The 22,680-nt window shown below is 71.3% G+C and carries 22 protein-coding genes; 6 read left to right on the top strand and 16 right to left on the bottom strand.

Translation table 11 applies throughout. The features are described from left to right. Positions 1 to 8: 8 nt before the first annotated feature. Positions 9 to 365 (top strand): hypothetical protein, encoded by a 357-nt coding sequence (locus ACFY9E_RS35680; protein ID WP_390991556.1) that lies wholly within the window; start codon positions 9 to 11, stop codon positions 363 to 365. An 8-nt stretch (positions 366 to 373) separates the two neighbouring features. On the opposite strand, the gene ACFY9E_RS35675 is transcribed toward ACFY9E_RS35680, so the two are convergent. Then, the gene (locus ACFY9E_RS35675) at positions 374 to 1,792 is read right to left on the bottom strand and encodes a helix-turn-helix domain-containing protein (protein ID WP_390991553.1); all 1,419 of its coding nucleotides are present in this window, start codon (positions 1,790 to 1,792) and stop codon (positions 374 to 376) included. A gap of 228 nt (positions 1,793 to 2,020) precedes the next feature. On the opposite strand from ACFY9E_RS35675, the gene ACFY9E_RS35670 reads away from it, so the two are divergent. Continuing rightward, a complete protein-coding gene (locus ACFY9E_RS35670; protein WP_390991550.1) occupies positions 2,021 to 2,758 on the top strand; it encodes a DUF4232 domain-containing protein in 738 nt (245 codons plus the stop codon). On the opposite strand, the gene hemB is transcribed toward ACFY9E_RS35670, so the two are convergent. Beyond that, positions 2,752 to 3,750 (bottom strand): porphobilinogen synthase, encoded by a 999-nt coding sequence (gene hemB, locus ACFY9E_RS35665; protein ID WP_390991548.1) that lies wholly within the window; start codon positions 3,748 to 3,750, stop codon positions 2,752 to 2,754. The genes ACFY9E_RS35670 and hemB overlap by 7 nt on opposite strands. 193 nt (positions 3,751 to 3,943) lie before the next feature. Between hemB and ACFY9E_RS35660 the strand changes: the two genes are divergently transcribed. Further along, on the top strand, positions 3,944 to 5,332 hold the full coding sequence (locus ACFY9E_RS35660; protein ID WP_390991545.1) for an FAD-binding protein: 1,389 nt from the start codon (positions 3,944 to 3,946) through the stop codon (positions 5,330 to 5,332). A 24-nt stretch (positions 5,333 to 5,356) separates the two neighbouring features. Here the strand turns inward: ACFY9E_RS35660 and ACFY9E_RS35655 are convergent, their stop codons facing one another. The 5 genes from ACFY9E_RS35655 to ACFY9E_RS35635 all read right to left on the bottom strand — a co-directional run bounded on the left by ACFY9E_RS35655 (position 5,357) and on the right by ACFY9E_RS35635 (position 11,130). Continuing rightward, positions 5,357 to 7,063 (bottom strand): uroporphyrinogen-III synthase, encoded by a 1,707-nt coding sequence (locus ACFY9E_RS35655; RefSeq protein WP_390991542.1) that lies wholly within the window; start codon positions 7,061 to 7,063, stop codon positions 5,357 to 5,359. Beyond that, entirely contained in the window at positions 7,060 to 8,019 is a 960-nt protein-coding gene (gene hemC / locus ACFY9E_RS35650; protein WP_390991539.1) for a hydroxymethylbilane synthase, read from the bottom strand. The genes ACFY9E_RS35655 and hemC overlap by 4 nt, the downstream gene beginning before the upstream one ends. Next, positions 8,016 to 9,788 (bottom strand): glutamyl-tRNA reductase, encoded by a 1,773-nt coding sequence (locus ACFY9E_RS35645; RefSeq protein ID WP_390991536.1) that lies wholly within the window; start codon positions 9,786 to 9,788, stop codon positions 8,016 to 8,018. Before ACFY9E_RS35645 ends, hemC begins: the two co-directional genes overlap by 4 nt. Continuing rightward, on the bottom strand, positions 9,785 to 10,546 hold the full coding sequence (locus ACFY9E_RS35640) for a redox-sensing transcriptional repressor Rex (protein WP_390991533.1): 762 nt from the start codon (positions 10,544 to 10,546) through the stop codon (positions 9,785 to 9,787). Before ACFY9E_RS35640 ends, ACFY9E_RS35645 begins: the two co-directional genes overlap by 4 nt. Before the next feature lie 314 nt (positions 10,547 to 10,860). Then, on the bottom strand, positions 10,861 to 11,130 hold the full coding sequence (locus ACFY9E_RS35635; protein ID WP_390991530.1) for a glutaredoxin family protein: 270 nt from the start codon (positions 11,128 to 11,130) through the stop codon (positions 10,861 to 10,863). Between the two features lie 172 nt (positions 11,131 to 11,302). Between ACFY9E_RS35635 and ACFY9E_RS35630 the strand changes: the two genes are divergently transcribed. The 3 genes from ACFY9E_RS35630 (at position 11,303) to ACFY9E_RS35620 (ending at position 14,827) form a co-directional block, all read left to right on the top strand. After that, the gene (locus tag ACFY9E_RS35630) at positions 11,303 to 12,220 is read left to right on the top strand and encodes an HAD-IB family hydrolase (protein ID WP_390991527.1); all 918 of its coding nucleotides are present in this window, start codon (positions 11,303 to 11,305) and stop codon (positions 12,218 to 12,220) included. A 349-nt stretch (positions 12,221 to 12,569) separates the two neighbouring features. Further along, a complete protein-coding gene (locus ACFY9E_RS35625) occupies positions 12,570 to 13,340 on the top strand; it encodes an ECF subfamily RNA polymerase sigma factor, BldN family (RefSeq protein ID WP_030840376.1) in 771 nt (256 codons plus the stop codon). 236 nt (positions 13,341 to 13,576) lie between these two features. Continuing rightward, positions 13,577 to 14,827 carry a DUF5667 domain-containing protein gene (locus ACFY9E_RS35620; protein ID WP_390991523.1) on the top strand — a complete coding sequence of 417 codons (1,251 nt, stop codon included), beginning with the start codon at positions 13,577 to 13,579 and terminating at the stop codon, positions 14,825 to 14,827. Positions 14,828 to 14,897: 70 nt separating this feature from the next. On the opposite strand, the gene ACFY9E_RS35615 is transcribed toward ACFY9E_RS35620, so the two are convergent. The 9 genes from ACFY9E_RS35615 to ACFY9E_RS35575 form a co-directional block, all read right to left on the bottom strand. Continuing rightward, a complete protein-coding gene (locus tag ACFY9E_RS35615) occupies positions 14,898 to 15,953 on the bottom strand; it encodes a 1-acyl-sn-glycerol-3-phosphate acyltransferase (protein ID WP_390991520.1) in 1,056 nt (351 codons plus the stop codon). A 14-nt stretch (positions 15,954 to 15,967) separates the two neighbouring features. Continuing rightward, positions 15,968 to 17,029, bottom strand: coding sequence for an NAD-dependent epimerase/dehydratase family protein (locus ACFY9E_RS35610; RefSeq protein WP_390991517.1), 1,062 nt, complete (start codon positions 17,027 to 17,029; stop codon positions 15,968 to 15,970). A 200-nt stretch (positions 17,030 to 17,229) separates the two neighbouring features. Then, on the bottom strand, positions 17,230 to 17,328 hold the full coding sequence (locus tag ACFY9E_RS35605; protein WP_003948845.1) for a 30S ribosomal protein bS22: 99 nt from the start codon (positions 17,326 to 17,328) through the stop codon (positions 17,230 to 17,232). Between the two features lie 155 nt (positions 17,329 to 17,483). Next, positions 17,484 to 17,696, bottom strand: a complete 213-nt coding sequence (locus ACFY9E_RS35600) for a helix-turn-helix domain-containing protein (protein WP_004984898.1) — start codon at positions 17,694 to 17,696, stop codon at positions 17,484 to 17,486. Positions 17,697 to 17,825: 129 nt separating this feature from the next. Beyond that, entirely contained in the window at positions 17,826 to 18,641 is an 816-nt protein-coding gene (locus tag ACFY9E_RS35595) for a phosphatase (protein ID WP_390991512.1), read from the bottom strand. Between the two features lie 84 nt (positions 18,642 to 18,725). Continuing rightward, complete coding sequence (locus ACFY9E_RS35590) at positions 18,726 to 19,898, bottom strand: acetoin utilization protein AcuC (protein ID WP_390991509.1); 1,173 nt, start codon at positions 19,896 to 19,898, stop codon at positions 18,726 to 18,728. After that, positions 19,849 to 21,066: an MFS transporter gene (locus ACFY9E_RS35585; protein WP_390991506.1), complete on the bottom strand. Its 1,218-nt coding sequence runs from the start codon at positions 21,064 to 21,066 to the stop codon at positions 19,849 to 19,851. The genes ACFY9E_RS35590 and ACFY9E_RS35585 overlap by 50 nt, the downstream gene beginning before the upstream one ends. An 81-nt stretch (positions 21,067 to 21,147) precedes the next feature. Continuing rightward, positions 21,148 to 21,861, bottom strand: a complete 714-nt coding sequence (locus tag ACFY9E_RS35580) for a VC0807 family protein (RefSeq protein ID WP_390991503.1) — start codon at positions 21,859 to 21,861, stop codon at positions 21,148 to 21,150. Between the two features lie 68 nt (positions 21,862 to 21,929). After that, positions 21,930 to 22,574, bottom strand: coding sequence for an HAD-IA family hydrolase (locus ACFY9E_RS35575; RefSeq protein WP_390991500.1), 645 nt, complete (start codon positions 22,572 to 22,574; stop codon positions 21,930 to 21,932). Between the last annotated feature and the right edge of the window lie 106 nt (positions 22,575 to 22,680).

The following is a 22,680-nucleotide window of genomic DNA, read 5'->3' as shown; positions in this document are numbered from 1 at the left end:
TGGTGCCCGTGCAGACCGACCCGCGCGCGACGACGACCCTCTGGCGCCCCACCGGCCCCGAGGAACTGGACCTGGTCCGCGCACTCGACTGGCGCGCCTGGCCGCCCCGGCTCCCCGAGCAGCCGATCTTCTACCCGGTCCTCAACGAGGACTACGCGATCAGGATCGCCCGCGACTGGAACGTCAAGCACGACGGCGCCGGTTTCGTCACCCGCTTCGAGGTCGACACGGATTTCCTGGCCCGCTACCCGGTTCAGCAGGCCGGCGGCCGTACCATCCTCGAACTGTGGGTCCCCGCCGAGGAACTCGACGAGTTCAACGCCCACATCGTCGGAAAGATCGAGCTGGTCCACGAGTTCCGCTGAGCCGCCCCTCAGGACTGCTCCGTGGTTCCCTCCTTGACCCACTTCTCGCCGCCCAACGGGAACTCGTAGGCGGGACGCCCGTTGTTGCCGCTCGTGCGGAAGGGCCGGCCGTGGTCGTTCACGGTCAGCGTGCCCGTCCGGTCCCCGCTGGACCAGGTCAGTTCCAGGTACCAGCTGACGTCGTACGCGGAGGCGTCGGCCCGGATGTAGTACACCTCCGGGTCGGACTCGCTCACCTTGAACGGGAAGTCGGCGTGCCCCGCCTCGGGCACGACACCCGGACGTGCGGCGTCGAGGGCGACCGTGAAGAACCGGGTCGGCACACCACCGCCGCAGCCGACGCCCGGATACCCCATGGCGTAGTCGTTCCAGGCGAGCGGCGCACGCCTGCCGGCCATACGGACCTTCAGCCCCTTGACGACCACGGTCTCCTGACCGGTCCCCTGCACGGTCAGCTTCAGGAACTGCTCACCCGACGGCACGGCCCCCGTCGCCGCCACCCAGCCGGGCGCGTCCTGCTCCGGCGGCGGCGGCCCGACCCGCCCCGGCGGCAGATTCACCAGATAGCGCTGGGAGCACGGGCTCTCCCAGGCGTGCGGCTCCGTGGTCACGGCGAGGGGTGCGGAGGCGGGGGCGGTGTCACGGCCCGGTCGGCGGGTGCTCGTGCCGGCACCGGGGGAGCTCGGGGACGCGGATCCGGCCCCCTTCCCCTTCCTGTCCGTTTCCTTGCCCTGGTCCTTGCCGCGGGCCTTGTCCTTGTCCTCGCCCTTGTCTCCACGGCCCGCGGTGGACGAACCGGCCGAGGGCGAGGTGGAAGCGGCCGCGTCCCGGGCCGCCTGCCCGCCGTCACCGCCGGAGGCCGCCGCCGTGCCGCGCCGCCCGTCGTCGTCCGACCCGCCCGAGGGAACGGCCACGGCGAGACCGACCCCACCGAGGACCACGGCCACGGCGACACCGGCGAGAAGGGCACGGCGAGGGCGCCGCCCCGCGGCCCCCTTCGACTCCCCCTGTTCCTGGCTGACTTCCGCGGACCCGACCGCCCCCGACGCGAGGAGCCCGGCCCCGGGGGACGTCACCGCCGCATCGGCCTCCGCCGCAGAGGTCGCCCCCACAGAGGTCGCCCCTGCGGCGGCCACCTCGGAAGTGCCACCACCCGTACCGCCGCCCCCCTTGCGCACCCGCCCTGCATCCGCCAGCACCCACCGCCGGTGCAACTCGACGAGCTCCGTGGGCGACGCCTTGCAGAGCCGGGCGAGCCGCTCCACCGGCGCGTAATCGGCCGGCACGGCATCCCCGTTGCAGTACCGGTGCAGCGTCGACGTACTCATGTGGAGCCGCTTGGCGAGCACCCCGTAGCTCAGCCCCGAGCGCTCCTTCAACTCCCCCAACAGCGCGGCGAAATCAGCCGCTGCCGTGCCTTCCGACACCGTTCCTCCATGCCCCGTGTCCCGTTCCCCCGTTCCAGGGAATGGCTGTTCTCCCTGGTCAGAGCATGTGCGGGCGTTCCAACGTCCCTGATCGTCCGCCGGGTGTGGCGGCCGGGACGGATCACCGCACAAGCTCTGGTCATCCAAGCACGCCACTCCCGGCCCACCGGCGGCGCGACCCGCTCCGGGCCTGGTTCCCACCGCCTTTGTCCGAAAGGAAACGCAGTCATGCGCACGCACCACGTCCTCCCCGCCGTCCTCCTGGCCGCCCTCGCCCTCACGGCATGCCAGGACGGCACGGGCACGCAGGACGAGGGCGCCGCCCGCCCCCAGCCGGCCTCGGCGACCGTCACGGCGACGCACCCGGCGAAGGACGGGAAGGACACGAACGACGGGAAGGGAACGGGCGGCACGACGGCCGCGGGCGGCACGACGGGCGCGAACAGCGCGCAGGCCGGTACGCAGGCCGGTACGCGGGGCGGCACGAAGAGCAAGGGTGAGGCGAAGGGCCCGGGCACCGCGAAGGACACCCCCGCGACCCGCCTCTCCTGCAACGGCTCCAACACCACCGTCACCGCCCAGCCGGTCCGCCGCCCCCTCAACCACATGCTGCTCACGGTCGAGAACACCGGCTCGAAGGCGTGCAACCTCACCTACTACCCGGTGCTGCGCTTCGACGAGATGCAGTGGGTCCCGCAGCCGATCAAGGACTCCAAGCCGCAGGCCGTCACGACCCTGGCCCCCGGCGAGTCCGGCTACGCGGGCGTCTCACTGTCGGCGGCCGACGGCAGCGGCGAGTGGGGCACCACCGGCCACAAGCTCACGGTCGGCTTCCAGGGCCGCACGCCCGACAGCGACGGCGGCCCCTCTGCGCTCCCCACCCTGCCCGCCAAGGGCGTCTACTACGACAGCACCCTGACGGTCACCTACTGGCTGCGCGACATGGACGACGCGCTGACCTACTGATCCTTGAGCTTCTGGGCCACTTCGGTGGCCCAGTAGGTGAGGATGCTGCGCGCACCGGCCCGGCGGATACCGGTCAGCGTCTCCAGGATCGCCCGGTCCCGGTCGATCCAGCCCTTCTCGGCGGCGGCCTCGACCATCGAGTACTCGCCGGAGATCTGATAGGCGGCCACCGGCACGTCCACGGCGTCCGCGACCCGGGCGAGGATGTCCAGGTAGGGCCCGGCCGGCTTGACCATCACCATGTCGGCTCCCTCCTCGAGATCGAGGGCGAGCTCACGCAGCGACTCCCGGGCGTTCGCGGGATCCTGCTGATACGTCTTCCGGTCCCCCTGCAGGGACGAGCCGACGGCCTCCCGGAAGGGCCCGTAGAAGGCGGAGGCGTACTTCGCGGTGTAGGCGAGGATGGCGACGTCCTCCCGCCCGATCTGGTCGAGGGCGTCGCGGACGACCCCGATCTGCCCGTCCATCATCCCGCTGGGCCCGACGACATGGGCGCCGGCGTCGGCCTGCACCTGGGCCATCTCGGCGTACCGCTCCAGGGTCGCGTCGTTGTCGACCCGCCCCTCGGCGTCCAGCACCCCGCAGTGCCCGTGATCGGTGGTCTCGTCGAGGCACAGGTCGGACATGACGAGCAGATCATCGCCGACCTCGGCCCGCACGTCCCGGAGGGCGACCTGGAGAATCCCGTCCGGGTCGGTGCCCGGCGTCCCGAGCGCGTCCTTCTTCGACTCCTCCGGCACGCCGAACAGCATGATCCCGGAGATCCCCGCCGCGACCGCCTCCGCGGCGGCCTTCTTCAGACTGTCCCGGGTGTGCTGCACGACCCCCGGCATCGCCGCGATCGGCACGGGCTCGCTGACGCCCTCCCGCACGAAGGCCGGAAGAATGAGGTCAGCGGGGTGCAACCGGGTCTCGGCGACCATCCGACGCATCACGGGGTTGATCCGCAACCGCCGCGGCCGAGTACCGGGAAATGATCCGTACGTCGTCATGCCCTCTACGCTACGCCCGCCCGAAAAGCCCGGATGCCGACGCGATGTCGGCGTGCTCGCCCCCCGGCCGGGCAGGCCCACCGTCCCACGATGCGCCCGCCACCCCCCAGGTCCATCCTGAGAACACAAGGACCCCGACGGCCCACTGCGTCGCCGCCGCCGTCCCTCCGTACCCGCCCCCACGGAGGACGCGATGACCGCCCCCCACCGCATTCCGGATCTCTTCGCCCTGTCGGACATCGACGGCCCCGTCCTGCGCCCCGGCGAACGCGCCTACGCCGACGAAGTCACCGGCTTCAACCTGGCCGCCCTGCACACCCCGGACGTCGTCATAGGCGCCACCGGCACCGACGACATCGTCGCCGCCATGCGCTGGGCGAACGCCACCCGCACCCCCGTCGCCGTCCAGGCCACCGGCCACGGCGCCAACTTCCCGATCGAACAGGGCCTGCTGATCAGCACGGCCCGGATGACGGACGTCCGGGTGGACCCCACCACCCGCACCGCCACCATCGCCGCGGGCGCGAAGTGGAGTCACGTCATGGCCGCGGCCGCACCCCACGGCCTGGCCGGTCTCTGCGGCACCTCCACCGACGCGGGCGTCATCGGCTACACCCTCGGCGGCGGACTCCCGGTCCTCGGCCGTGCCTACGGCTTCGCCGCCGACCTGGTCCGTTCCTTCCAGGTCGTCACCCCGGACGGGCACCTGCGCGAGGCGGGCCCCCGGCACGAACCGGAACTGTTCTGGGCCCTGCGCGGCGGCAAGGGCAACGTCGGCGTGGTGACCTCACTGATCACCGAACTGCTCCCGCTCCCCCGCCTGTACGGCGGCGGCATCCACTGCCACGCCGAACACACCGAGACCCTGCTGCGGGCCTGGACGGACTGGACCCGCACCGTCCCCGACGAGATGTGCAGCATGTTCTCGGTCCTGCGCCTGCCGCCCATCCCGCAGATCCCCGAGCCGCTGCGCGGCGGCTTCTGGGCCCGGGTCGCGATCGCCTGGCCGGGCGACACGGCCGAGGGCGAGGCACTGATCGCGCCGCTGCGCGCAGCCGCCCCCGTGGCCGTCGACACGATGGAGGAGATGGACTGCGCGGCCATGGACCGCATCCACATGGAACCCCAGGACCCGCTCCCGGCACGCGAGTGCTGCATGCTCCTGCGCGACCTGCCCCCGGAGGCCATGAGCACCTTCCTGGAACAGGTCGGCCCCGGAGCCGGCGTGGAGTACCCGCTGCTGGTCGCCTCACTGCGGCACATGGGCGGCGCCCTGGCCCGCCCGTCGACCGTCGAGGACGCCGTCTGCGCCCGTGACGCCGGCTACTTCATGGAGTCGGTCGGGATCATGCCCGCCCCGCCCGTGGCCGAGGCCGTCGAACAGGCGACGCGCCGCCTCTACACCGCCATGGCCCCGTACGGAACGGGCCGGACCATGGTCAACATCCACGGCACCCCGGGCGACGAACGGGACCGCGCCCGCGCCTGGACCCCCGAGGTCTACGAACGCCTGCGCCACGACAAGGCCCTCTACGACCCCGCCAACCTGCTGCGCTACGGCCACGCGGTGACTCCCGCGTAGCCGCAGCGACAGAACCGGACGGGACTACGTCGTCGAACGCCGGCGCCGGGCCCCCGGCCGCCGCTCGCTCGGCCGCGTCACCGGATCCCCGGCCTCCAGGGCCGCCGCCCGGCGCTTCGCGCCGAAGTCGGCCAGGGCCTCGGCCAGCTTGTGGACGGACGGCTCGGGAGCCATCACGTCCACCCGCAGCCCGTGCTCCTCGGCGGTCTTCGCCGTGGCCGGGCCGATACAGGCGATGACGGTGACGTTGTGCGGCTTGCCGGCGATGCCGACCAGGTTCCGCACGGTCGACGACGAGGTGAAGAGAACGGCGTCGAACCCGCCGCCCTTGATCGCCTCACGGGTCTCCGCCGGCGGCGGCGAGGCCCGCACGGTCCGGTAGGCCGTGACGTCGTCGACCTCCCAGCCGAGCTCGATCAGCCCGGCCACCAGCGTCTCCGTGGCGATGTCGGCGCGCGGCAGGAACACTCTGTCGATCGGGTCGAAGACCGGGTCGTAGGGCGGCCAGTCCTCCAGCAGACCGGCGGCCGACTGCTCACCGCTCGGCACCAGGTCCGGCTTCACACCGAACGCGATCAGCGCCTTCGCCGTCTGCTCGCCGACGGCCGCGACCTTGATGCCCGCGAAGGCACGCGCGTCGAGCCCGTATTCCTCGAACTTCTCCCGCACGGCCTTGACCGCGTTCACCGAGGTGAAGGCGATCCACTCGTAGCGGCCGGTCACGAGCCCCTTGACCGCGCGCTCCATCTGCTGGGGCGTGCGCGGCGGCTCGACGGCGATCGTCGGCACCTCGTGCGGCACGGCCCCGTACGACCGCAGCTGGTCGGAGAGCGACGCCGCCTGCTCCTTGGTCCGCGGCACGAGCACCTTCCAGCCGAACAGCGGCTTGGACTCGAACCACGCGAGCTGGTCGCGCTGGGCGGCGGCGGAACGCTCACCGACCACGGCTATCACCGGCCGGCCGCCGTCGGGCGAGGGCAGCACCTTCAGCTGCTTCAGCGTCTGGGCGATCGTGCCGAGCGTGGCCGTCCAGGTGCGCTGGCGGGTGGTCGTACCGGCGACGGTGACCGTCATCGGGGTGTCCGGCTTGCGCCCGGCGGAGACGAGCTCGCCGGCCGCCGCGGCGACGGAGTCCAGCGTCGTGGACACGACGACCGTGCCGTCCGACGCCCCGACCTCCGTCCAGCACCGGTCCGACGCCGTCCGCGCGTCCACGAACCGCACGTCCGCGCCCTGCGCGTCGCGCAGCGGCACACCGGCGTAGGCGGGTACACCGACGGCGCTCGCGATACCGGGCACGACCTCGAAGGGCACCCCGGCGGCGACGCACGCCAGCATCTCCTCGGCGGCGTACGTGTCGAGGCCCGGGTCACCGGACACCGCACGCACGACCCGCCTGCCGCCCCGCGCGGCCTCCATGACAAGATGTGCGGCATCCCGCACCGCGGGGACGGGCGCGGTGGTTGACGTGCCGTCAACTACCGTCAGCTGGGGCGCTCCTGTGCCCGGAGCCGGATCCTGGGAAGGATCCGTGTCCGTGTGCACTTCGGAGACGCCCTGCCTGGCGTGCTGACGTACGACGTCGAGCACCTCGTGCTCGGCGACGAGGACGTCCGCGTTCGCCAGCGCCTCCACGGCGCGCAAGGTCAGCAGTCCCGGATCTCCGGGTCCGGCACCCAGGAAGGTGACGTGCCCGTGTTCAGGACCGGCGGAAAGGGCGGTGGGGCTCACTGTGCTCGCTCCCCCATCAGACCGGCCGCGCCCTGGGCGAGCATCTCGGCCGCGAGTTCGCGACCGAGCGCCATTGCCCCGTCGTGCGTCTCGGGCACGGGACCGGTGGTGGACAGCTGCACCATGCGCGTGCCGTCGGTGGTCCCGACGACGGCGCGCAGGCGCATTTCCTTGACAATCTGCCCGTCGGCCAGCAAGTCGGCCAGCGCGCCCACAGGGGCACTGCAACCGGCTTCCAGGGCGGCGAGCAGTGATCGCTCGGCCGTCACGGCGATCCGTGTGAACGGGTCGTCGAGTTCGGCGAGCGCGGCGACGAGGTCCGCGTTGCCCGCGGTGCACTCGATCGCCAGGGCCCCCTGGCCGGGGGCGGGCAAAACCGTGTCGACCGACAGGAAGTCGGTCACCTCGTCACCGCGGCCGATGCGGTTCAGTCCGGCGGCGGCCAGCACGACGGCGTCGAGTTCGCCGCTGCGCACGAACCCGATGCGGGTGTCGACGTTGCCGCGGATCGGAACCGTCGCTATGTCCAGGCCGTGGCCGCGGGCGTACGCGTTGAGCTGCGCCATGCGGCGCGGCGAGCCCGTACCGATGCGGGCCCCGGAGGGCAGGTCGGTGAACTTCAGCGCGTCCCGGGCGACGATCACGTCCCGCGGGTCCTCCCGGACGGGCACGGCGGCCACGACCAGGTCGTCGGGCTGCGTGGTCGGCAGGTCCTTCAGCGAGTGCACCGCGAAGTCGACCTCGCCCTTGAGCAGCGCGTCGCGCAGGGCGGTGACGAACACGCCGGTGCCGCCGATCTGGGCGAGCGCCTCACGCGAGACATCACCGTACGTGGTGATCTCGACGAGCTCGACGGGCCTCCCGGTCACCCTGCTCACGGCCTCGGCCACCTGCCCGGACTGGGCCATGGCGAGCCTGCTGCGCCGGGTGCCGAGCCTCAGCGTCTTGTCGGTCATGCCGGCCCTCGGTCTTTCTCGGTGGTGCTGTCCTCGGCCCGGGAGACGGCGGCAACCGTCTCGGGGTCGAGGTCGAACAGGGTCCGCAGCGCGTCCGCGTACCCGGCGCCGCCGGGTTCGGCCGCGAGTTGCTTGACCCGCACGGTCGGCGCGTGGAGCAGTTTGTCGACCACGCGCCGCACGGTCTGGGTGATCTCCGCTCGGTGTTTGTCGTCGAGACCGGGCAGCCGCCCGTCCAGCCGGGCGATCTCGCCGGCCACGACATCGGCGGCCATGGTGCGCAGGGCGACCACGGTCGGTGTGATGTGCGCGGCCCGCAGTGCTGCCCCGAACGCCGCGACCTCGTCGGAGACGATACGCCGGACCTGGTCCACATCGGCAGCCATCGGAGCGCCCGCGGAGGCCTCCGCCAGCGACTCGATGTCCACCAGCCGCACCCCGCCCAGCCGGTGCACGGCCGCGTCGATGTCGCGCGGCATCGCCAGGTCCAGCAGGAAGAGCACGGGCTCGGGCCGCTGGGGCTCCTCGACCGGCTCGGGCCGGCGCCGCTCGGGGATGCGCCCGACGGCGGCGACGGTCGCGGCGAGCGCGGCGATGGCGTCGGTGTCCGCGGCCGGGTCGAGTGTGCCGGCCATTCCCGGCCGGGCCGGGCCGCCCGCACGCTGGGCGCCGCCCACCGTGCCGTTGTCCACCCACGCCGCGTGCTGCTCCAGGTCGGCGGCGGCCATTCCGGCCACGGCGGCCTCGCCCAGCACGGAGAATCCGGCGGTGCCCTGCACCGCGGACAGCTCCAGCGGGCAGCCGTCCTCGCTGCCGAGGCTGGTGCCCGAAGCACCGCCCCGCTGCGCGCCGGGCCCGGCCGCGGAGCCGGACTCGCCGCCCGGCGCCCCCGGTCCGTCCTCGCCGGGCACGGCCCGCGGCGCGGGCGTACGCCCCTCGACCGCCTCCGCGACCGACTCGGCCGTCAGGACCAGGCCCGTCGCGCCGGTGCACGAGACGGCGACGTCGGCACGTGTCAGCTCGGCCGGCACCGACTCCATCGGTACCGCGCGGGCCGCCACGTCCGTGTCGTCGCCCTCCATGAGGATCTGGGCGAGACGCTCGGCGCGGTCCAGGGTGCGGTTGGCGACGACGATCTCGGCGACCCCGGCCCGCGCGAGCGTGGCCGCGGCCAGGGAGGACATCGACCCGGCCCCGATGACCAGGGCCTTCTTGCCCCGGGCCCACTGCTGTACGTCGCCGCCGCGGGCCAGCTGCTCCAGGCCGAAGGTGACCAGGGACTGCCCCGCGCGGTCGATGCCGGTCTCGGAGTGGGCGCGCTTGCCGACCCTGAGGGCCTGCTGGAACAGGTCGTTCAGGAGGCGGCCGGCGGAGTGCAGTTCCTGCGCCCGGGCCAGGGAGTCCTTGATCTGTCCGAGGATCTGCCCCTCGCCGACGACCATCGAGTCCAGGCCGCAGGCCACCGAGAACAGGTGGTGGACGGCCCGGTCCTCGTAGTGCACGTAGAGATAGGGAGTGAGCTCCTCCAGGCCGACCCCGCTGTGCTGGGCGAGCAGCGTGGACAGCTCGGCGACACCGGCGTGGAACTTGTCCACGTCGGCGTAGAGCTCGATGCGGTTGCAGGTGGCGAGCACCGCGGCCTCGGAGGCCGGTTCGGCGGCGACCGTGTCCTGGAGCAGCTTGACCTGCGCGTCCGCGGGCAGCGCGGCCCGCTCCAGCACGCTGACCGGGGCGCTGCGGTGGCTCAGCCCGACGACGAGGAGACTCATGCCGGCATCACGGCGGGCATGTCCCCCTCGGGCCCCTGGTCGGCGGAGTCGCTGCGGGCGGCGGCGGCCGGGACGCCACCGTCGGAGGCGGCCTCCTCCCCGGCCTTGCGCTGCTCGTGGAAGGCGAGGATCTGCAGCTCGATGGAGAGGTCGACCTTGCGCACGTCGACGCCGTCCGGCACGGAGAGCACGGTCGGCGCGAAGTTCAGGATGGAGGTGACACCGGCGGCCACGAGCCGGTCGCAGACCGCCTGGGCGGCACCGGCGGGAGTGGCGATGACACCGATCGACACGCCGTTGTCCTGGATGATCTTCTCCAGGTCGTCGGAGTGCTGCACCGGGATCCCGGCGACGGGCTTGCCGGCCATGGCCGGGTCGGCGTCGATGAGCGCGGCGACCCGGAACCCGCGGGAGGCGAAACCGCCGTAGTTGGCGAGGGCGGCGCCGAGGTTTCCGATACCGACGATCACGACCGGCCAGTCCTGGGTGAGCCCCAGTTCGCGGGAGATCTGGTACACGAGATACTCGACGTCGTAGCCGACACCCCTGGTCCCGTACGACCCGAGGTAGGAGAAGTCCTTGCGCAGCTTCGCGGAGTTGACCCCCGCCGCGGCCGCGAGCTCCTCGGAGGAGACCGTGGGAACCGAGCGCTCCGACAACGCGGTCAGAGCGCGGAGGTACAGCGGAAGCCGGGCGACGGTGGCCTCGGGAATCCCTCGGCTGCGGGTCGCCGGTCGGTGAGTTCGGCCAGTTGCCACGGTGCTCCTGCGGGTAGAGCGGGGCTGTAGGCGGTCATACGTCCCTACATGACCGCCCCGTCGAATGCAGGCTATGTCTTTGTGAACGCGTGCACAAAGATGGTGTCCGATTTGCCCGGCCAACGTGACCGGGGTCACGCGCCCCCGGCGCACGCGCAGGGAACCGGCGCATACGCACCACCGTTCCTTGTCTTTCGGGGGCAAAACCGCACACTCTCCTCAGTGAATCCCGCCCCCGAGACCAAGTCACCATCGATCCTAAGCGACCCGGCGGGCCTCTTTGGACTGATCGGTCAGTCGCTCAGGGGGCGGGATCAGTCGGTCAGCGCCTTGCGCAGGCGGTCCTCGTTCACGCGCCAGAACGTGTGCTGACTGCCGTCCACCAGCACGACCGGGATCTGCTCCCAGTACCGATCGTGCAGTTCCCGATCCTCGGTGATGTCCTTCTGCTCCCAGGGGACTCCGAGATCACCGCACACCTTCTCCACAACGACCTGTGCGTCATCACACAGATGACAGCCGGGCTTGCGGATCAGGGTGACGAGCCGGTCCCGGGGGGGCCTGCGGCGGAAGAGGGGACTCATGTCGGCCATTGTCCCGCGCCCGCGGACGAGGGGAACCCTCACGAAAGCGCCAGGAGGCGCGCCGGCCCGCATCCGCCGCGCGCGGCATCTTTGACGACACGCTTGCCGAGAGTTCACACGGTCCCAACCTCTCGACTCCGGAACCACCGAACAGAATGGCTATGCTCACGCCATGGCCGCTCTTCGATGGCTCACTCCCCGTAGGCGCTCCGCCACGGCGCGGAGCGTTTTGGCAGGCGAGGCCTCGGCGGAGGCAGCACGCAAGTCCTCACAGGAAGTCGCCGGCTCGACCGAGGAACCGCAGTTCCCGGTCCACGGCGACGACCAGGCCGCCGCCTTCTTCGACCTGGACAACACCGTCATGCAGGGCGCCGCCCTCTTCCACTTCGGACGCGGCCTGTACAAGCGGAAGTTCTTCGAGACGCGCGACCTCGCGAAGTTCGCCTGGCAGCAGGCGTGGTTCCGCCTCGCCGGGGTCGAGGATCCCGAGCACATGCAGGAGGCCCGCGACTCGGCCCTGTCCATCGTCAAGGGCCATCGCGTCGCCGAACTGCAGTCGATCGGCGAGGAGATCTACGACGAGTACATGGCCGAGCGCATCTGGCCCGGCACCCGCGCCCTCGCCCAGGCCCACCTGGACGCAGGCCAGAAGGTGTGGCTGGTGACGGCCGCCCCCGTCGAGATCGCCACGGTCATCGCCCGCCGCCTCGGCCTGACCGGCGCCCTCGGCACGGTCGCCGAGTCCGTCGACGGCGTCTACACCGGCAAGCTCGTCGGCGAACCGCTGCACGGCCCCGCGAAGGCCGAGGCCGTGCGCGCCCTGGCCGCCGCCGAGGGCCTGGACCTCGGCCGCTGCGCCGCCTACAGCGACTCGCACAACGACATCCCGATGCTGTCGCTGGTCGGCCACCCGTACGCCATCAACCCGGACAGCAAGCTGCGCAAGCACGCTCGCCGGCTGGAGTGGCGCCTGCGCGACTACCGCACGGGTCGCAAGGCGGCCAAGGTCGGCATCCCCGCCGCGGCGGGCGTCGGCGCGGTCGCCGGCGGCACGGCGGCCGCCATCGCCCTGCACCGCCGCCGCCGCTGACGATCCGATCAATCCGGGACAGCATCGTTTGCGGGATGACAAACCCCGTCAATCCAACTGGCGTACCCCCACAACCTCGTGTCCAGTCCTCTTGGCTGCACACGGCCACAACACGCCCTGGACTCAGCTGCAATCCGAACCTTTTCAATCAACAAGCGTTCACACTCCGGCACTTGATCCGGCGTCAATCGGTTACGGAAGCGACGTAATCGATGATTTGAGCAACTCGGTGTAGCAGTGCCTGCACGAAGCGTTATTCTCCTCAGACGCAATCCGGTACCCCTCCGTCGCTACGACGGGTGAAAGGTCCCGCACTGCTCGTGATGGAAGCTCTGCCTCTGGGAGTCCCGTGTACCCACACGTCGGGGTTGACGCCTCGGGCCTGGCTACGCTGCGTGCAACGGTCCAAGACCTGTTGCGCGGCTTCGTCCCCACCGCGTACGCCGTCCCCGCATTCGCCACCGCCGCGCCCGTAGGCCCTTGCTACGCACTGGCCGACGGCAGCGCCGCGGTCGGCAGACGAGGGCGCCCGTCCGGCGCGGCCACCGCACGCCGGCCTGCCGCTGACAGCGACAGCGCCCGGATGATGGATCTCGTGGAGCGTGCCCAGGCGGGCGAGTCCGACGCCTTCGGCCGTCTCTACGACCAGTACAGCGACACCGTCTACCGGTACATCTACTACCGGGTCGGAGGAAAGGCGACCGCCGAGGACCTCACCAGCGAGACCTTTCTGCGTGCCCTGCGCCGCATCGGCACCTTCACCTGGCAGGGCCGTGACTTCGGCGCCTGGCTCGTCACCATCGCCCGCAACCTCGTCGCGGACCACTTCAAGTCCAGCCGCTTCCGCCTCGAGGTCACCACCGGCGAGATGCTCGACGCCAACGAGGTCGAGCGCTCCCCCGAGGACTCCGTCCTGGAGTCCCTCTCCAACGCCGCCCTGCTCGACGCCGTACGGCGGCTCAACCCCCAGCAGCAGGAGTGCGTGACGCTCCGCTTCCTCCAGGGCCTCTCCGTGGCCGAGACCGCCCGGGTGATGGGCAAGAACGAGGGCGCCATCAAGACCCTCCAGTACCGGGCTGTCCGTACCCTCGCCCGGCTCCTCCCGGAAGACGCCCGCTGACCGCCCCGCACAGACGGCGACACCCAACTCACGGTCCGTGAAAGTCCGTTGACTTCGGCATCCGATCAGCCGTCGTCCGTAACCCAAGTGCCACGCCGCTCGTTGTGCGGGATGCAGGCTCCCTGTGGTCACCCCCTGGCCGACTCCGATCACTCGATCGTGTGGTCGTGGTCAGGGTGTGCAACCCTCAGGACCCCCTGGGGAGTCGACCGTCATGACGAGAGGAGGTGCCGCCAGTGATCGCGAACGTATCGGCGCACCGGCGGGCGAACGCCTTCGCCCAGGCCCTGGAGGAGCAGTCCGAGCAGGGCACGGCGGCCGAGCAGCCCGAAGGATCGGCACCGGCCCCGGCAGCCGCGGAATCGAGCGAACAGGCCCGCCATCTGGCGCTGGCCTCGGGTCTCGGCGCGTTGCCCAAGCCGGAGCTCGACCCGGAGGTCAAGGTCGTCCAGCGGGCCCAGCTGGTGGCCGCGTTCGAGGCCATGCTGCAGGAGGGCACCGTGGGCGGCGGGGCGACGGACCGTGCGGTCCCCGAGCAGCGCTCCCGGACCCGTGGCGCTCACCGCGCGAGTTCGCTGAAGAAGTTCCGGCCGCGTTCCCGGCTCGCCAAGGGCCTCACCGCGGGCGGACTCAGTGTCGGGGTGGCCGCGAGCGCCCTCGGCGGCGTCTCCGCCGCCAGCTCGGACGCCCTGCCCGGTGATTCGCTCTACGGCCTCAAGCGCGGCATCGAGGACGTCAAGCTCGGCCTGGCCGACGGGGCGGACGAGCGCGGCCGGGTCTACCTCGACCACGCCTCCACCCGGCTCAGCGAAGCCCGGCGCCTGATGGAGCGCGGCCGCAGCGGCCCCCTGGACCACGAGTCCCTCGGCGAGGTCCGCCGCGCCCTGTCCGGCATGCGGCACGACGCGTCGGAGGGCCACCGGCTGCTGAGCGAGGCGTACGAGCACGACCCGGACTCACTCGGCCCCATCCAGGCCCTGTCCGCGTTCTCCCGCTCCCACCGCGAGGCCTGGGGGGAATTGCGCGAGCGACTGCCCGTCCAGCTCGGAGACGTCAGCGAGCAGGTCTCCTCGGTGTTCGACGCCATAGAGGAGGACGTCGCCCCGCTGCGGTCCCTGCTGCCCGAGCCCCCGGCCACGAGCGGCGGCGACGGCGAGCGGCGGGGTGCCTCCGAGGCGGCCCCCAGCGGCTCCTCAGGCAGCGACCGCTCGACCCGCCCCAGCGACAGCGGCGGCAGGCACAGCGACGAGGGCCGCACCGGCAGCGGCAGCCCCAGCCGCTCGGCCGGCTCCGGCAGCGACGGCGACGGCCTGCTCGGCGGCAACACCGGCGGTCTGCTCGACCCGCCGAAGGACAAGGACAGCGAGGCGAGCACCTCCCCGTCCGCGGAGGGCAACACGCCGGTCCCCGAGCCGGACGTGACGCTCCCGCCGCTCCTGCCCGGGCTGCTGCCCGGTCTGGGCATCGACGGCGAGGACGCGGACTAGACGGCCGCACGGCGAGAGTCGGGGGCGCCCCTTGCCCGAGGGGCGCCCCCGTCGTCGTACGCGGACAGGATCAGAAGAACACCGACCGCCGCTGCACCAGCAGCTTGTACAGCGTGTGCTGGATCTGCTCCCTGACCTGGTCGGTCAGGTTGAACATCAGCATCGGGTCCTCGGCCGCCTCCGGCGGATAGCCGTCCGTGGGGATCGGCTCGCCGAACTGGATCGTCCACTTGGTCGGCAGCGGAATCGCCCCGAGCGGGCCGAGCCACGGGAACGTGGGCGTGATCGGGAAGTACGGGAAGCCCAGCAGCCGCGCGACCGTCTTGGCGTTGCCGATCATCGGGTAGATCTCCTCCGCCCCGACGATCGAGCAGGGCACGATCGGCGTCCCCGCGCGCAGAGCCGTCGAGACGAAACCGCCACGTCCGAAGCGCTGCAGCTTGTAGCGGTCCGCGAAGGGCTTGCCGAGGCCCTTGAACCCCTCCGGCATCACCCCGACCACTTCGCCCTGCTCCAGCAGCCGCGCCGCGTCCTCGGCGCACGCCAGGGTGTGACCGAGCTTGCGGGCCAGCTCGTTGACCACCGGCAGCATGAACACCAGGTCCGCGGCGAGCAGCCGCAGATGCCGGCCCGCCGGATGGTTGTCGTGCACGGCGACCTGCATCATCAGCCCGTCCATCGGCAGCGTGCCGGAATGGTTGGCGACGATCAGCGCGCCGCCCTCGGACGGGATGTTCTCGACGCCCTTCACCTCGACCCGGAAGTACTTCTCGTACAGCGGGCGCAGCAGGGACATCAGGACCTGGTCGGTGAGCTCCTCGTCGTAGCCGAAGTCGTCGACCTCGTAGTCCCCGGTGAGGCGGCGGCGCAGGAAGGCCAGGCCGCCCGCGATCCGTCGTTCCAGCCCGCCGTCGCCGTCCCGGGAAGGCTCCGGCGGCTGTTCCTCAGAAGTCACAGGAACATCATCCTGCGGAACCGCCCTGGTGGGCAGGGGCTGCACCTCACGGACCGGCACGGACTCCGTGCCCGGGCGGCGGTTCCCGGCGCTCCGGCGCCGCTGGGGGCGCTGCGCTGCGCTCCCGCGGGACCGGTCGTCGTCGAACGGAATGACCTTGGCGTCCGCCATCGTTGATGCGCTCCTCAGTTGGCGCTCTGCGTCGGGGAGTGTCCGCCGCCCGCGAGAGGCAGGTCGGCGATCCGGTCCACGGCCCCCGCGAGGGCCTCCGGCGGAAGAAGTCCGGGGCCCTGGCTGCGGGCGAAGTCCGCGAACGTCTCCGCGGTCGTGTATTTGGGCTGGAATCCCAGCGTCTCGCGCATCTGGCCCGTCGCCACGACCCGGCCGTGGGTGAGCAGCCGGATCTGCTCGGGCGAGAAGTCCGTCATACCCAGCGTACGCACCAGCGAGCCCGCCCAGGTGACCGCCGGGAGCAGCAGGGGCACGGTGGGGCGTCCGAGGCGCCGGGAGCACTGGGAGAGCAGGAGCACGCCGTCGCCGGCGATGTTGAAGGTGCCGCTGTTGAGCGTGCCCCGCCTGGGTTCGTGCGAGCCGATCCGCAGCACCTCGATCACGTCGTCCTCGTGCACGAACTGCAGCCGCGGGTCGTAGCCGAACACGGTCGGCAGGACCGGCAGCGCGAAGTACGAGGCGAGCGGTGTGTCCGCGGTCGGGCCCAGGATGTTGGCGAACCGCAGCACGCACACGGCCACATCGGGCCTGCGGCGCGCGAAGCCGCGGACGTAGCCCTCGACCTCGACGGTGTCCTTGGCGAAGCCGCCGCTGGGCAGGGACTTGGGCGGGGTCGTCTCGGTGAAGACGGCCGGGTCGCGCGGTGCGGAGCCGTAGACGTTGGTGCTGGACTTCACGACCAGCCGCTGCACGGCCGGGGACTTCTGGCAGGCACCGAGCAGCTGCATGGTGCCGATGACGTTGTTCTCCTTCAGCGACGTCCGGTTGCCGCTGCCCAGCGGCGTGCCCGTCACGTCCAGGTGGACGATCGTGTCGGCGCCCGTCTCGGCGAGCACGCGCGCGATGGTGGGCTGCCGGATGTCGGCCTGGATGAAGTCCGCACCGCCCAGATGGTGCTCGGGCGGCACCGCGTCCACGGCGACGACCCGGTCCACCTCGGGGTCCCGCTGGATCCGCCGGACGAACCGGCCCCCCAGCTGGCGGGCCACTCCGGTCACGAGCACGACCTTGCCCAAGATCAGCGCCTTCCTTCCAGAACCTCTTGTCCCGCCGCGTTCCCCCGTGAGGCCAACTTAGCGGTTCGTCGTTGCGCTGTGATGACCGCCTGATGCGCGAAGTGACCGAAGCCGGCCGGACGCGGGAGGGGATATGCGTGTGGCCCCCCACCGGTGGTGGGGGGCCACAGCAACGCTCTCGCGGCGTCCGCGTCGCGAACTTACTTCTTGTTGCGACGCTGAACGCGCGTGCGCTTGAGCAGCTTGCGGTGCTTCTTCTTCGCCATCCGCTTGCGCCGCTTCTTGATAACAGAGCCCACGACTACCCTCGCTCACTTCTCATCACTCGGTGTTTGGGCGCCATGGGCCCATACGACCTACGAGGGGTCAGCCTACCCGTCCGAGCGCTGAGGTCGTAATCGAGGAGGCCGGGGAGATCCCGATGTGCCCTGTGGGGATCACCCCGGCCCTGCCGTCAGGCGGTTTCCACCCCCACATAGCTCTCGCGGAGGTACTCGTGAACCGCTTGCTCCGGGACGCGGAAGGACCGCCCCACACGGATCGCGGGCAGATGACCGCTGTGCACCAATCGGTACACGGTCATCTTCGACACTCGCATCACCGAGGCGACTTCCGCCACGGTAAGGAACTGAACCTCGTTCAGAGGCCTCTCGCCAGCTGCAGCCATGACACACCTGAACCTTCCGCACTCGACGGCCACCGGCTTCCCCTTCCGGTGACTCTTCGTCGCTGCGTGCTCACTCCCCAATGTAGGGGCCAGTGATGCGAGTGGGGAAGAGGTGCACCCATCGGCGGCCTACTGTGACAGACACGCCCGATTGAGTACGTAGCGGGTAAGCGGCAGGTAGTAATCAGACCGCACGCCGTCATCAAGCGGAACGACGACGGACACGGACCCCTCGGCCTCTCCCACGAACAGCGCCGGGTCGTTCGTATCGGCCGGCCCGATGGCCTCGAACCCCAGCTGACCTGCTCCGCAGACCCACCCGTGGTCCCCGATCACCAGCTCGGGAAGGGGGCCGCCGGCCTCCGCACAAGCGGCCAGTACGGTACGAACCGGGAGAGGTGAGTGCGTATGTGCGCCGGGCTCACAACCGGGGCGTTCCGCTCCCGAGGTCCGCACCAGCGCGACTCCTCGTACGTAGTCGAGGTTGTACGTGCGTAGGCCGAACCGGGTCGTTATGTCGACACGACGACCCTGCGCGGGGGTGAGGACGGCACATCCCGCCGCCGACAGAGCGTCTGCCAGAGCGCCGTAGAAACCGAGCAGGGTGTGCGGGTGCCCGGTGCCGAGGAGCACGGGGGCACGGCGCCGGGCGGCCTCCGCGAGGCGTTCCGCGAAGGCGTCCAGCGCCGCCAGGGTCCGCTCCGGATCGATCACGTCCTGGCCGGAAACCCGCCGGGAATCGGCCGAAACACCGCACCGGTCCGCCATCAGCTCGATCAACTCCCGCTGCCGCCAGGAACCTTCGGGATCGATACCGAGCAGCACACGAGGGTCCCGGGCGGCGAAGAGCCGGTAACTGCGCAGGCTGGCCTCACGAGAGGTCGCCACGGTCCCGGCGAGCCGTGCGCCCACCAGATGCGCGCGCAGGGCTTCGGTGGTCAGCACAGGACGATCGTGCGTGATCGGCGCTCCGCCTGTCCCGGGAACCGGCGAACACCGCACGGTCGGCCTACGGAGGGCCTCACCGCCTCACGCCAGCAGCCCCCGCAGCGGGAACACCGCCCGCCGGGCCGCCAGCACCGCCTGGTCCAGCCGGTCCGCGGGATCGTAGCCCTCCTCCCAGCCCCTCCAGGAGACGGGCCATCGCCCGTCCGTCATCCGGGCCGGGGCCAACTGCCGCGTCTTGGCGAACACTTCCTGCCGCCAGCCCTCGGGGATCGTCGCCTCGGGCTCCACGGCCCGGCCGGCCGCGATCGCGACCAGATGCGTCCACGAACGCGGCACCACGTCGACCACCGCGTAGCCGCCGCCGCCCAGGGCCACCCACCGCCCGCCGGCGTACTCGTGCGCCAGGTCGTGACAGGCCATCTGCACCGCCCGCTGCGCGTCCAGCGACACCGCCAGGTGCGCCAGCGGATCCTCGAAGTGCGTATCGGCCCCGTGCTGCGTCACCAGCACCTGCGGCCGGAAGTCCGCGATCAGCTCCGGCACGACCGCGTGGAACGCCCGCAGCCACCCCGCGTCCCCGGTCCCGGCCGGCAGCGCCACGTTCACCGCCGAGCCCTCCGCGGAGTCCGCCCCGGTCTCCTCCGGCCACCCGGTCTGCGGGAACAGCGTCCGGGGATGCTCGTGCAGGGAGATCGTCAGCACGCGCGGGTCCTCCCAGAACGCCGCCTGGACCCCGTCCCCGTGGTGCACGTCGACGTCGATGTACGCGACCCGCTCGGCCCCGAGCTCCAGCAGCCGCGCGATGGCCAGCGAGGCGTCGTTGTAGATGCAGAACCCGGACGCCCCGCCCGGCATCGCGTGGTGCAGCCCGCCCGCGAAGTTCACCGCGTGCAGCACCTCACCGCGCCACACCGCCTCCGCCGCCCCCACCGACTGCCCGGCGATCAGCGACGACACCTCGTGCATCCCGGCGAACGCCGGATCGTCCAGGGTCCCCAGCCCGTACGACTGGTCCGCCGCCGCCGGATCCACCGACGCGGCCTTCACCGCGCCGATGTAGTCCTCCCGGTGGACCAGCCGCAGCGTCGACTCCCCGGCCGCCTTCGCGGCGACGACCTCCACCTCGCGGTCCAGCCCGAAGGCGTCGACCAGTGCCCGGGTCAGGGCGAGCCGGACGGGGTCCATCGGATGCCCCGGACCGAAGTCATAGCCCGTTACTGCCTCGTCCCACATCAGCTGTGCGCGGCCGCTCATGCCCGCCACCGTATCGGTCCGGTTGAGCCGCGAACGACCGGGCGTACACCAGCGTCACCAGCACCAACACCATCGGCACGAGCATCGCCCCGCGGTAGCTCCACAGATCCCCGAGCGCCCCGACCAACGGCGAACCGATCAAAAACCCCACATAATTGAAGACATTCAGCCGCGCGACGGCCGCGTCCGAAGCCCCGGGGAACAGCCTGCCCGCCGCCGCGAACGTCTGCGGCACCAGCACGCACAATCCCAGCCCCAGCAGCGTGAACCCCAGCATCCCGAGCCACGCCCCCGGCGCCACGGCCACCACGGCGAACCCGCCCGCCGCCACCAGCGCTCCACCCCGCACCACCGCCACGGCCCCGAACCGCCGCACCCCGAGGTCCCCGATCGCCCGCCCCAGCAGCGTGGTGACCATGTACACGTTGTAGGGCACCGTCGCCATCTGCTCGGAGCTGCCCAGCACGTCCTGAAGGTACTTCGCACTCCAGTTGGAGACCGTCGAGTCCCCGATGTACGCGACCGTCATCACCAGGCACAACGGCAACAGCAACTTGAAGACGACCGTCTGCCCCTCCCCGGCCTTCCCCTCCTCCGCAGGCGCCGTGGCCCGGTCGTCGACATACCACCGGCTCCCCACCAGCACGGCCGGCAGCAGCACCAGCACGACCGGCAGATACGACACCCACAACGCCAGATGCCAGTGCGCCCCCACCCAGGCCAGCGACGCCCCGGCGATCCCGCCCAGGCTGTACGCCGCGTGGAAGCTGAGCATGATGCTGCGTCCGTACGACCGCTGCAGGCTCACGCCGAGCATGTTCATCGACGCGTCCAGCACCCCGACGGCGAGCCCGAACGCCGCCAGCGCCACCCCGAGCTCCACCATCCGCTCCCCGGCCCCGACGCCGAGCAGCGCCAGCAGCACCACGGGCTGGGACCACCGCAGCAGCAGGCTCGGCCGCACCCGCTTCACCAGCCGCTCGGTGGTCACGCTCCCGACCCCGGCGAGGATCGGCACCGCGGCCAGAAACGCGGGCAGCAGCGCGTCGGAGACCCCGTACCGGTCCTGGATGGCCGGGATCCTCGTCACGAGCAGAGCGAAGGCGACCCCCTGCACCAAGAAGCTGAACGCCAGCGAGGCCCTGCCGCGCCGCAGCACATCAGTCATGGCGGCGAGCGTAGGGCCCCGGCTTACTCGTGGGTAGATCCAGCCAAAGATGAATTTGCCTCACCTACACCGTCGTTCAGCTCACGCGGCCAGGGCAGGCGCGACCTCCTGGGCCTCTTCGCCCACGGCCGCCTCGGCCTCCGCGGTGAGCATCCGCTCCATGGGCCCGGCGCCCAGCGCCCCGCCGAGCACGAACCCGATCCCCATGGCGCCGAAGGCAACGACCGACCCGAGCCACACCATGGTGTCCACCGGCACGGTGAACGCCCCCACGATCCGCACGACGCACTCCGCGAGCAGCACCCCACCCCACACGGCCGAGAAGACCCGCTCCTTGCGCCGGAAGTCGGCCGACGCCGCCGCGGTGCCGTCCATCAGCCGTCCCCAGGCGGCCTCCTTCGCCGCGTCCTTGACCAGGAACGGCTTGAGACACACGGTCATCATCGGCCGCCCCAGCACGACGGACACCAGAATCCCGATCCCCACCGTGCTGCTGACCCCGCTGTCCTTGGCGAGCATCAGCCGCGGATCACCGGAGACGAAGCCGAGCAGCAGCGAAACGACGTTCACGACGAGGATGAGACCGGCGATCCCGTTGACCTTCCGCTCCCTGACCGCGGTCCACCCGGTCCGCAGGGCCGGGACGACGCTGCTCCAGGCGAGCGCCGCGAACGTGCTCGTCCCGAAGCCGTCCTTGAGCAGGTAGTACGCCCCGATGGGGACGGCCACGTCCAGGATCAACGGCAGGAAGTTGTTCGGCTCGCCCGTCCGCGTGTCGCTCGTCTTCGTCGTCATGCCCTCAGCGTGCCGTCCGGCGATCCGCTTCGGCAGAAACGATCGTCCGGACCTCCGCATGACAAATGTCAGACGAGCAGGTCGGTCAACTCCGCCATGTCGGAGAAGAGTTGGGTGGCACCGGCGAGCTTCTCCGCCGGCGTCATGGCGGTGAACCCGTACACGTCCATACCGGCCGCGACAGCCGCCCGCACCCCCAGCGGGCTGTCCTCCACGACGACACACCGCCCGGGCGCCACGCCCATCCGGTCGGCGGCGTACAGGAACAGGTCGGGGGCCGGCTTGCCCCGCCCCACGTCCTGCGAGCTGAAGATCCGGCCCTCGTCGAACCACCGGTCGAGTCCCGTCGTCCGATGCCCCACCCGGATCCGCTCATGACTCCCGGAGGACGCGACACAGTACGGCACCCCGTCCGCGGTCAGCTTCTCCAGGACGTCGGAGGCCCCGGCCACGGCCACCAGTTCCTGCTCGAACGCCGCGAACACCCGCGCGTGAAAGACGTCGTCGAAGTTCTCCGGGAGCCGCTGCCCGGTCCGCTCGAGTACCAGCTCATGGATCCGGTGCATGGCCGACCCCATGTAGTCCCTTATGGACTCCTCGTACGAGGTGGGGTGCCCCAGCTCGGTGAGGTACGCCGCGAGCAACCGGTTGGAGATGGGCTCACTGTCGACGAGCACACCGTCATTGTCGAAGATCACGAGGTCATAGCGCATGAATGGAGCCTAAACGCAGAAAACCCCCGCATCCGAAGATGCGGGGGTTTTCCCAAAAATTGTTCGGCGGCGTCCTACTCTCCCACAGGGTCCCCCCTGCAGTACC

Origin of the sequence: Streptomyces sp. NPDC012466 (assembly GCF_042955215.1) — a bacterium.
Lineage (GTDB): Bacteria > Actinomycetota > Actinomycetes > Streptomycetales > Streptomycetaceae > Streptomyces.
This window is presented reverse-complemented; position numbering and strand designations above follow the sequence as displayed.

What these genes read in the sequence shown, in the direction of transcription:
- ACFY9E_RS35670 (WP_390991550.1), top strand. Translation starts at nt 2,021, where the DNA reads ATGCGCACGCACCACGTCCTCCCCGCCGTCCTCCTGGCCGCCCTCGCC.
- hemB (WP_390991548.1), bottom strand. Translation starts at nt 3,750, where the DNA reads ATGACGACGTACGGATCATTTCCCGGTACTCGGCCGCGGCGGTTGCGG.
- ACFY9E_RS35660 (WP_390991545.1), top strand. Translation starts at nt 3,944, where the DNA reads ATGACCGCCCCCCACCGCATTCCGGATCTCTTCGCCCTGTCGGACATC.
- hemC (WP_390991539.1), bottom strand. Translation starts at nt 8,019, where the DNA reads ATGACCGACAAGACGCTGAGGCTCGGCACCCGGCGCAGCAGGCTCGCC.
- ACFY9E_RS35645 (WP_390991536.1), bottom strand. Translation starts at nt 9,788, where the DNA reads ATGAGTCTCCTCGTCGTCGGGCTGAGCCACCGCAGCGCCCCGGTCAGC.
- ACFY9E_RS35635 (WP_390991530.1), bottom strand. Translation starts at nt 11,130, where the DNA reads ATGAGTCCCCTCTTCCGCCGCAGGCCCCCCCGGGACCGGCTCGTCACC.
- ACFY9E_RS35630 (WP_390991527.1), top strand. Translation starts at nt 11,303, where the DNA reads ATGGCCGCTCTTCGATGGCTCACTCCCCGTAGGCGCTCCGCCACGGCG.
- ACFY9E_RS35615 (WP_390991520.1), bottom strand. Translation starts at nt 15,953, where the DNA reads ATGGCGGACGCCAAGGTCATTCCGTTCGACGACGACCGGTCCCGCGGG.
- ACFY9E_RS35600 (WP_004984898.1), bottom strand. Translation starts at nt 17,696, where the DNA reads ATGGCTGCAGCTGGCGAGAGGCCTCTGAACGAGGTTCAGTTCCTTACC.
- ACFY9E_RS35590 (WP_390991509.1), bottom strand. Translation starts at nt 19,898, where the DNA reads ATGAGCGGCCGCGCACAGCTGATGTGGGACGAGGCAGTAACGGGCTAT.
- ACFY9E_RS35585 (WP_390991506.1), bottom strand. Translation starts at nt 21,066, where the DNA reads ATGACTGATGTGCTGCGGCGCGGCAGGGCCTCGCTGGCGTTCAGCTTC.
- ACFY9E_RS35580 (WP_390991503.1), bottom strand. Translation starts at nt 21,861, where the DNA reads ATGACGACGAAGACGAGCGACACGCGGACGGGCGAGCCGAACAACTTC.
- ACFY9E_RS35575 (WP_390991500.1), bottom strand. Translation starts at nt 22,574, where the DNA reads ATGCGCTATGACCTCGTGATCTTCGACAATGACGGTGTGCTCGTCGAC.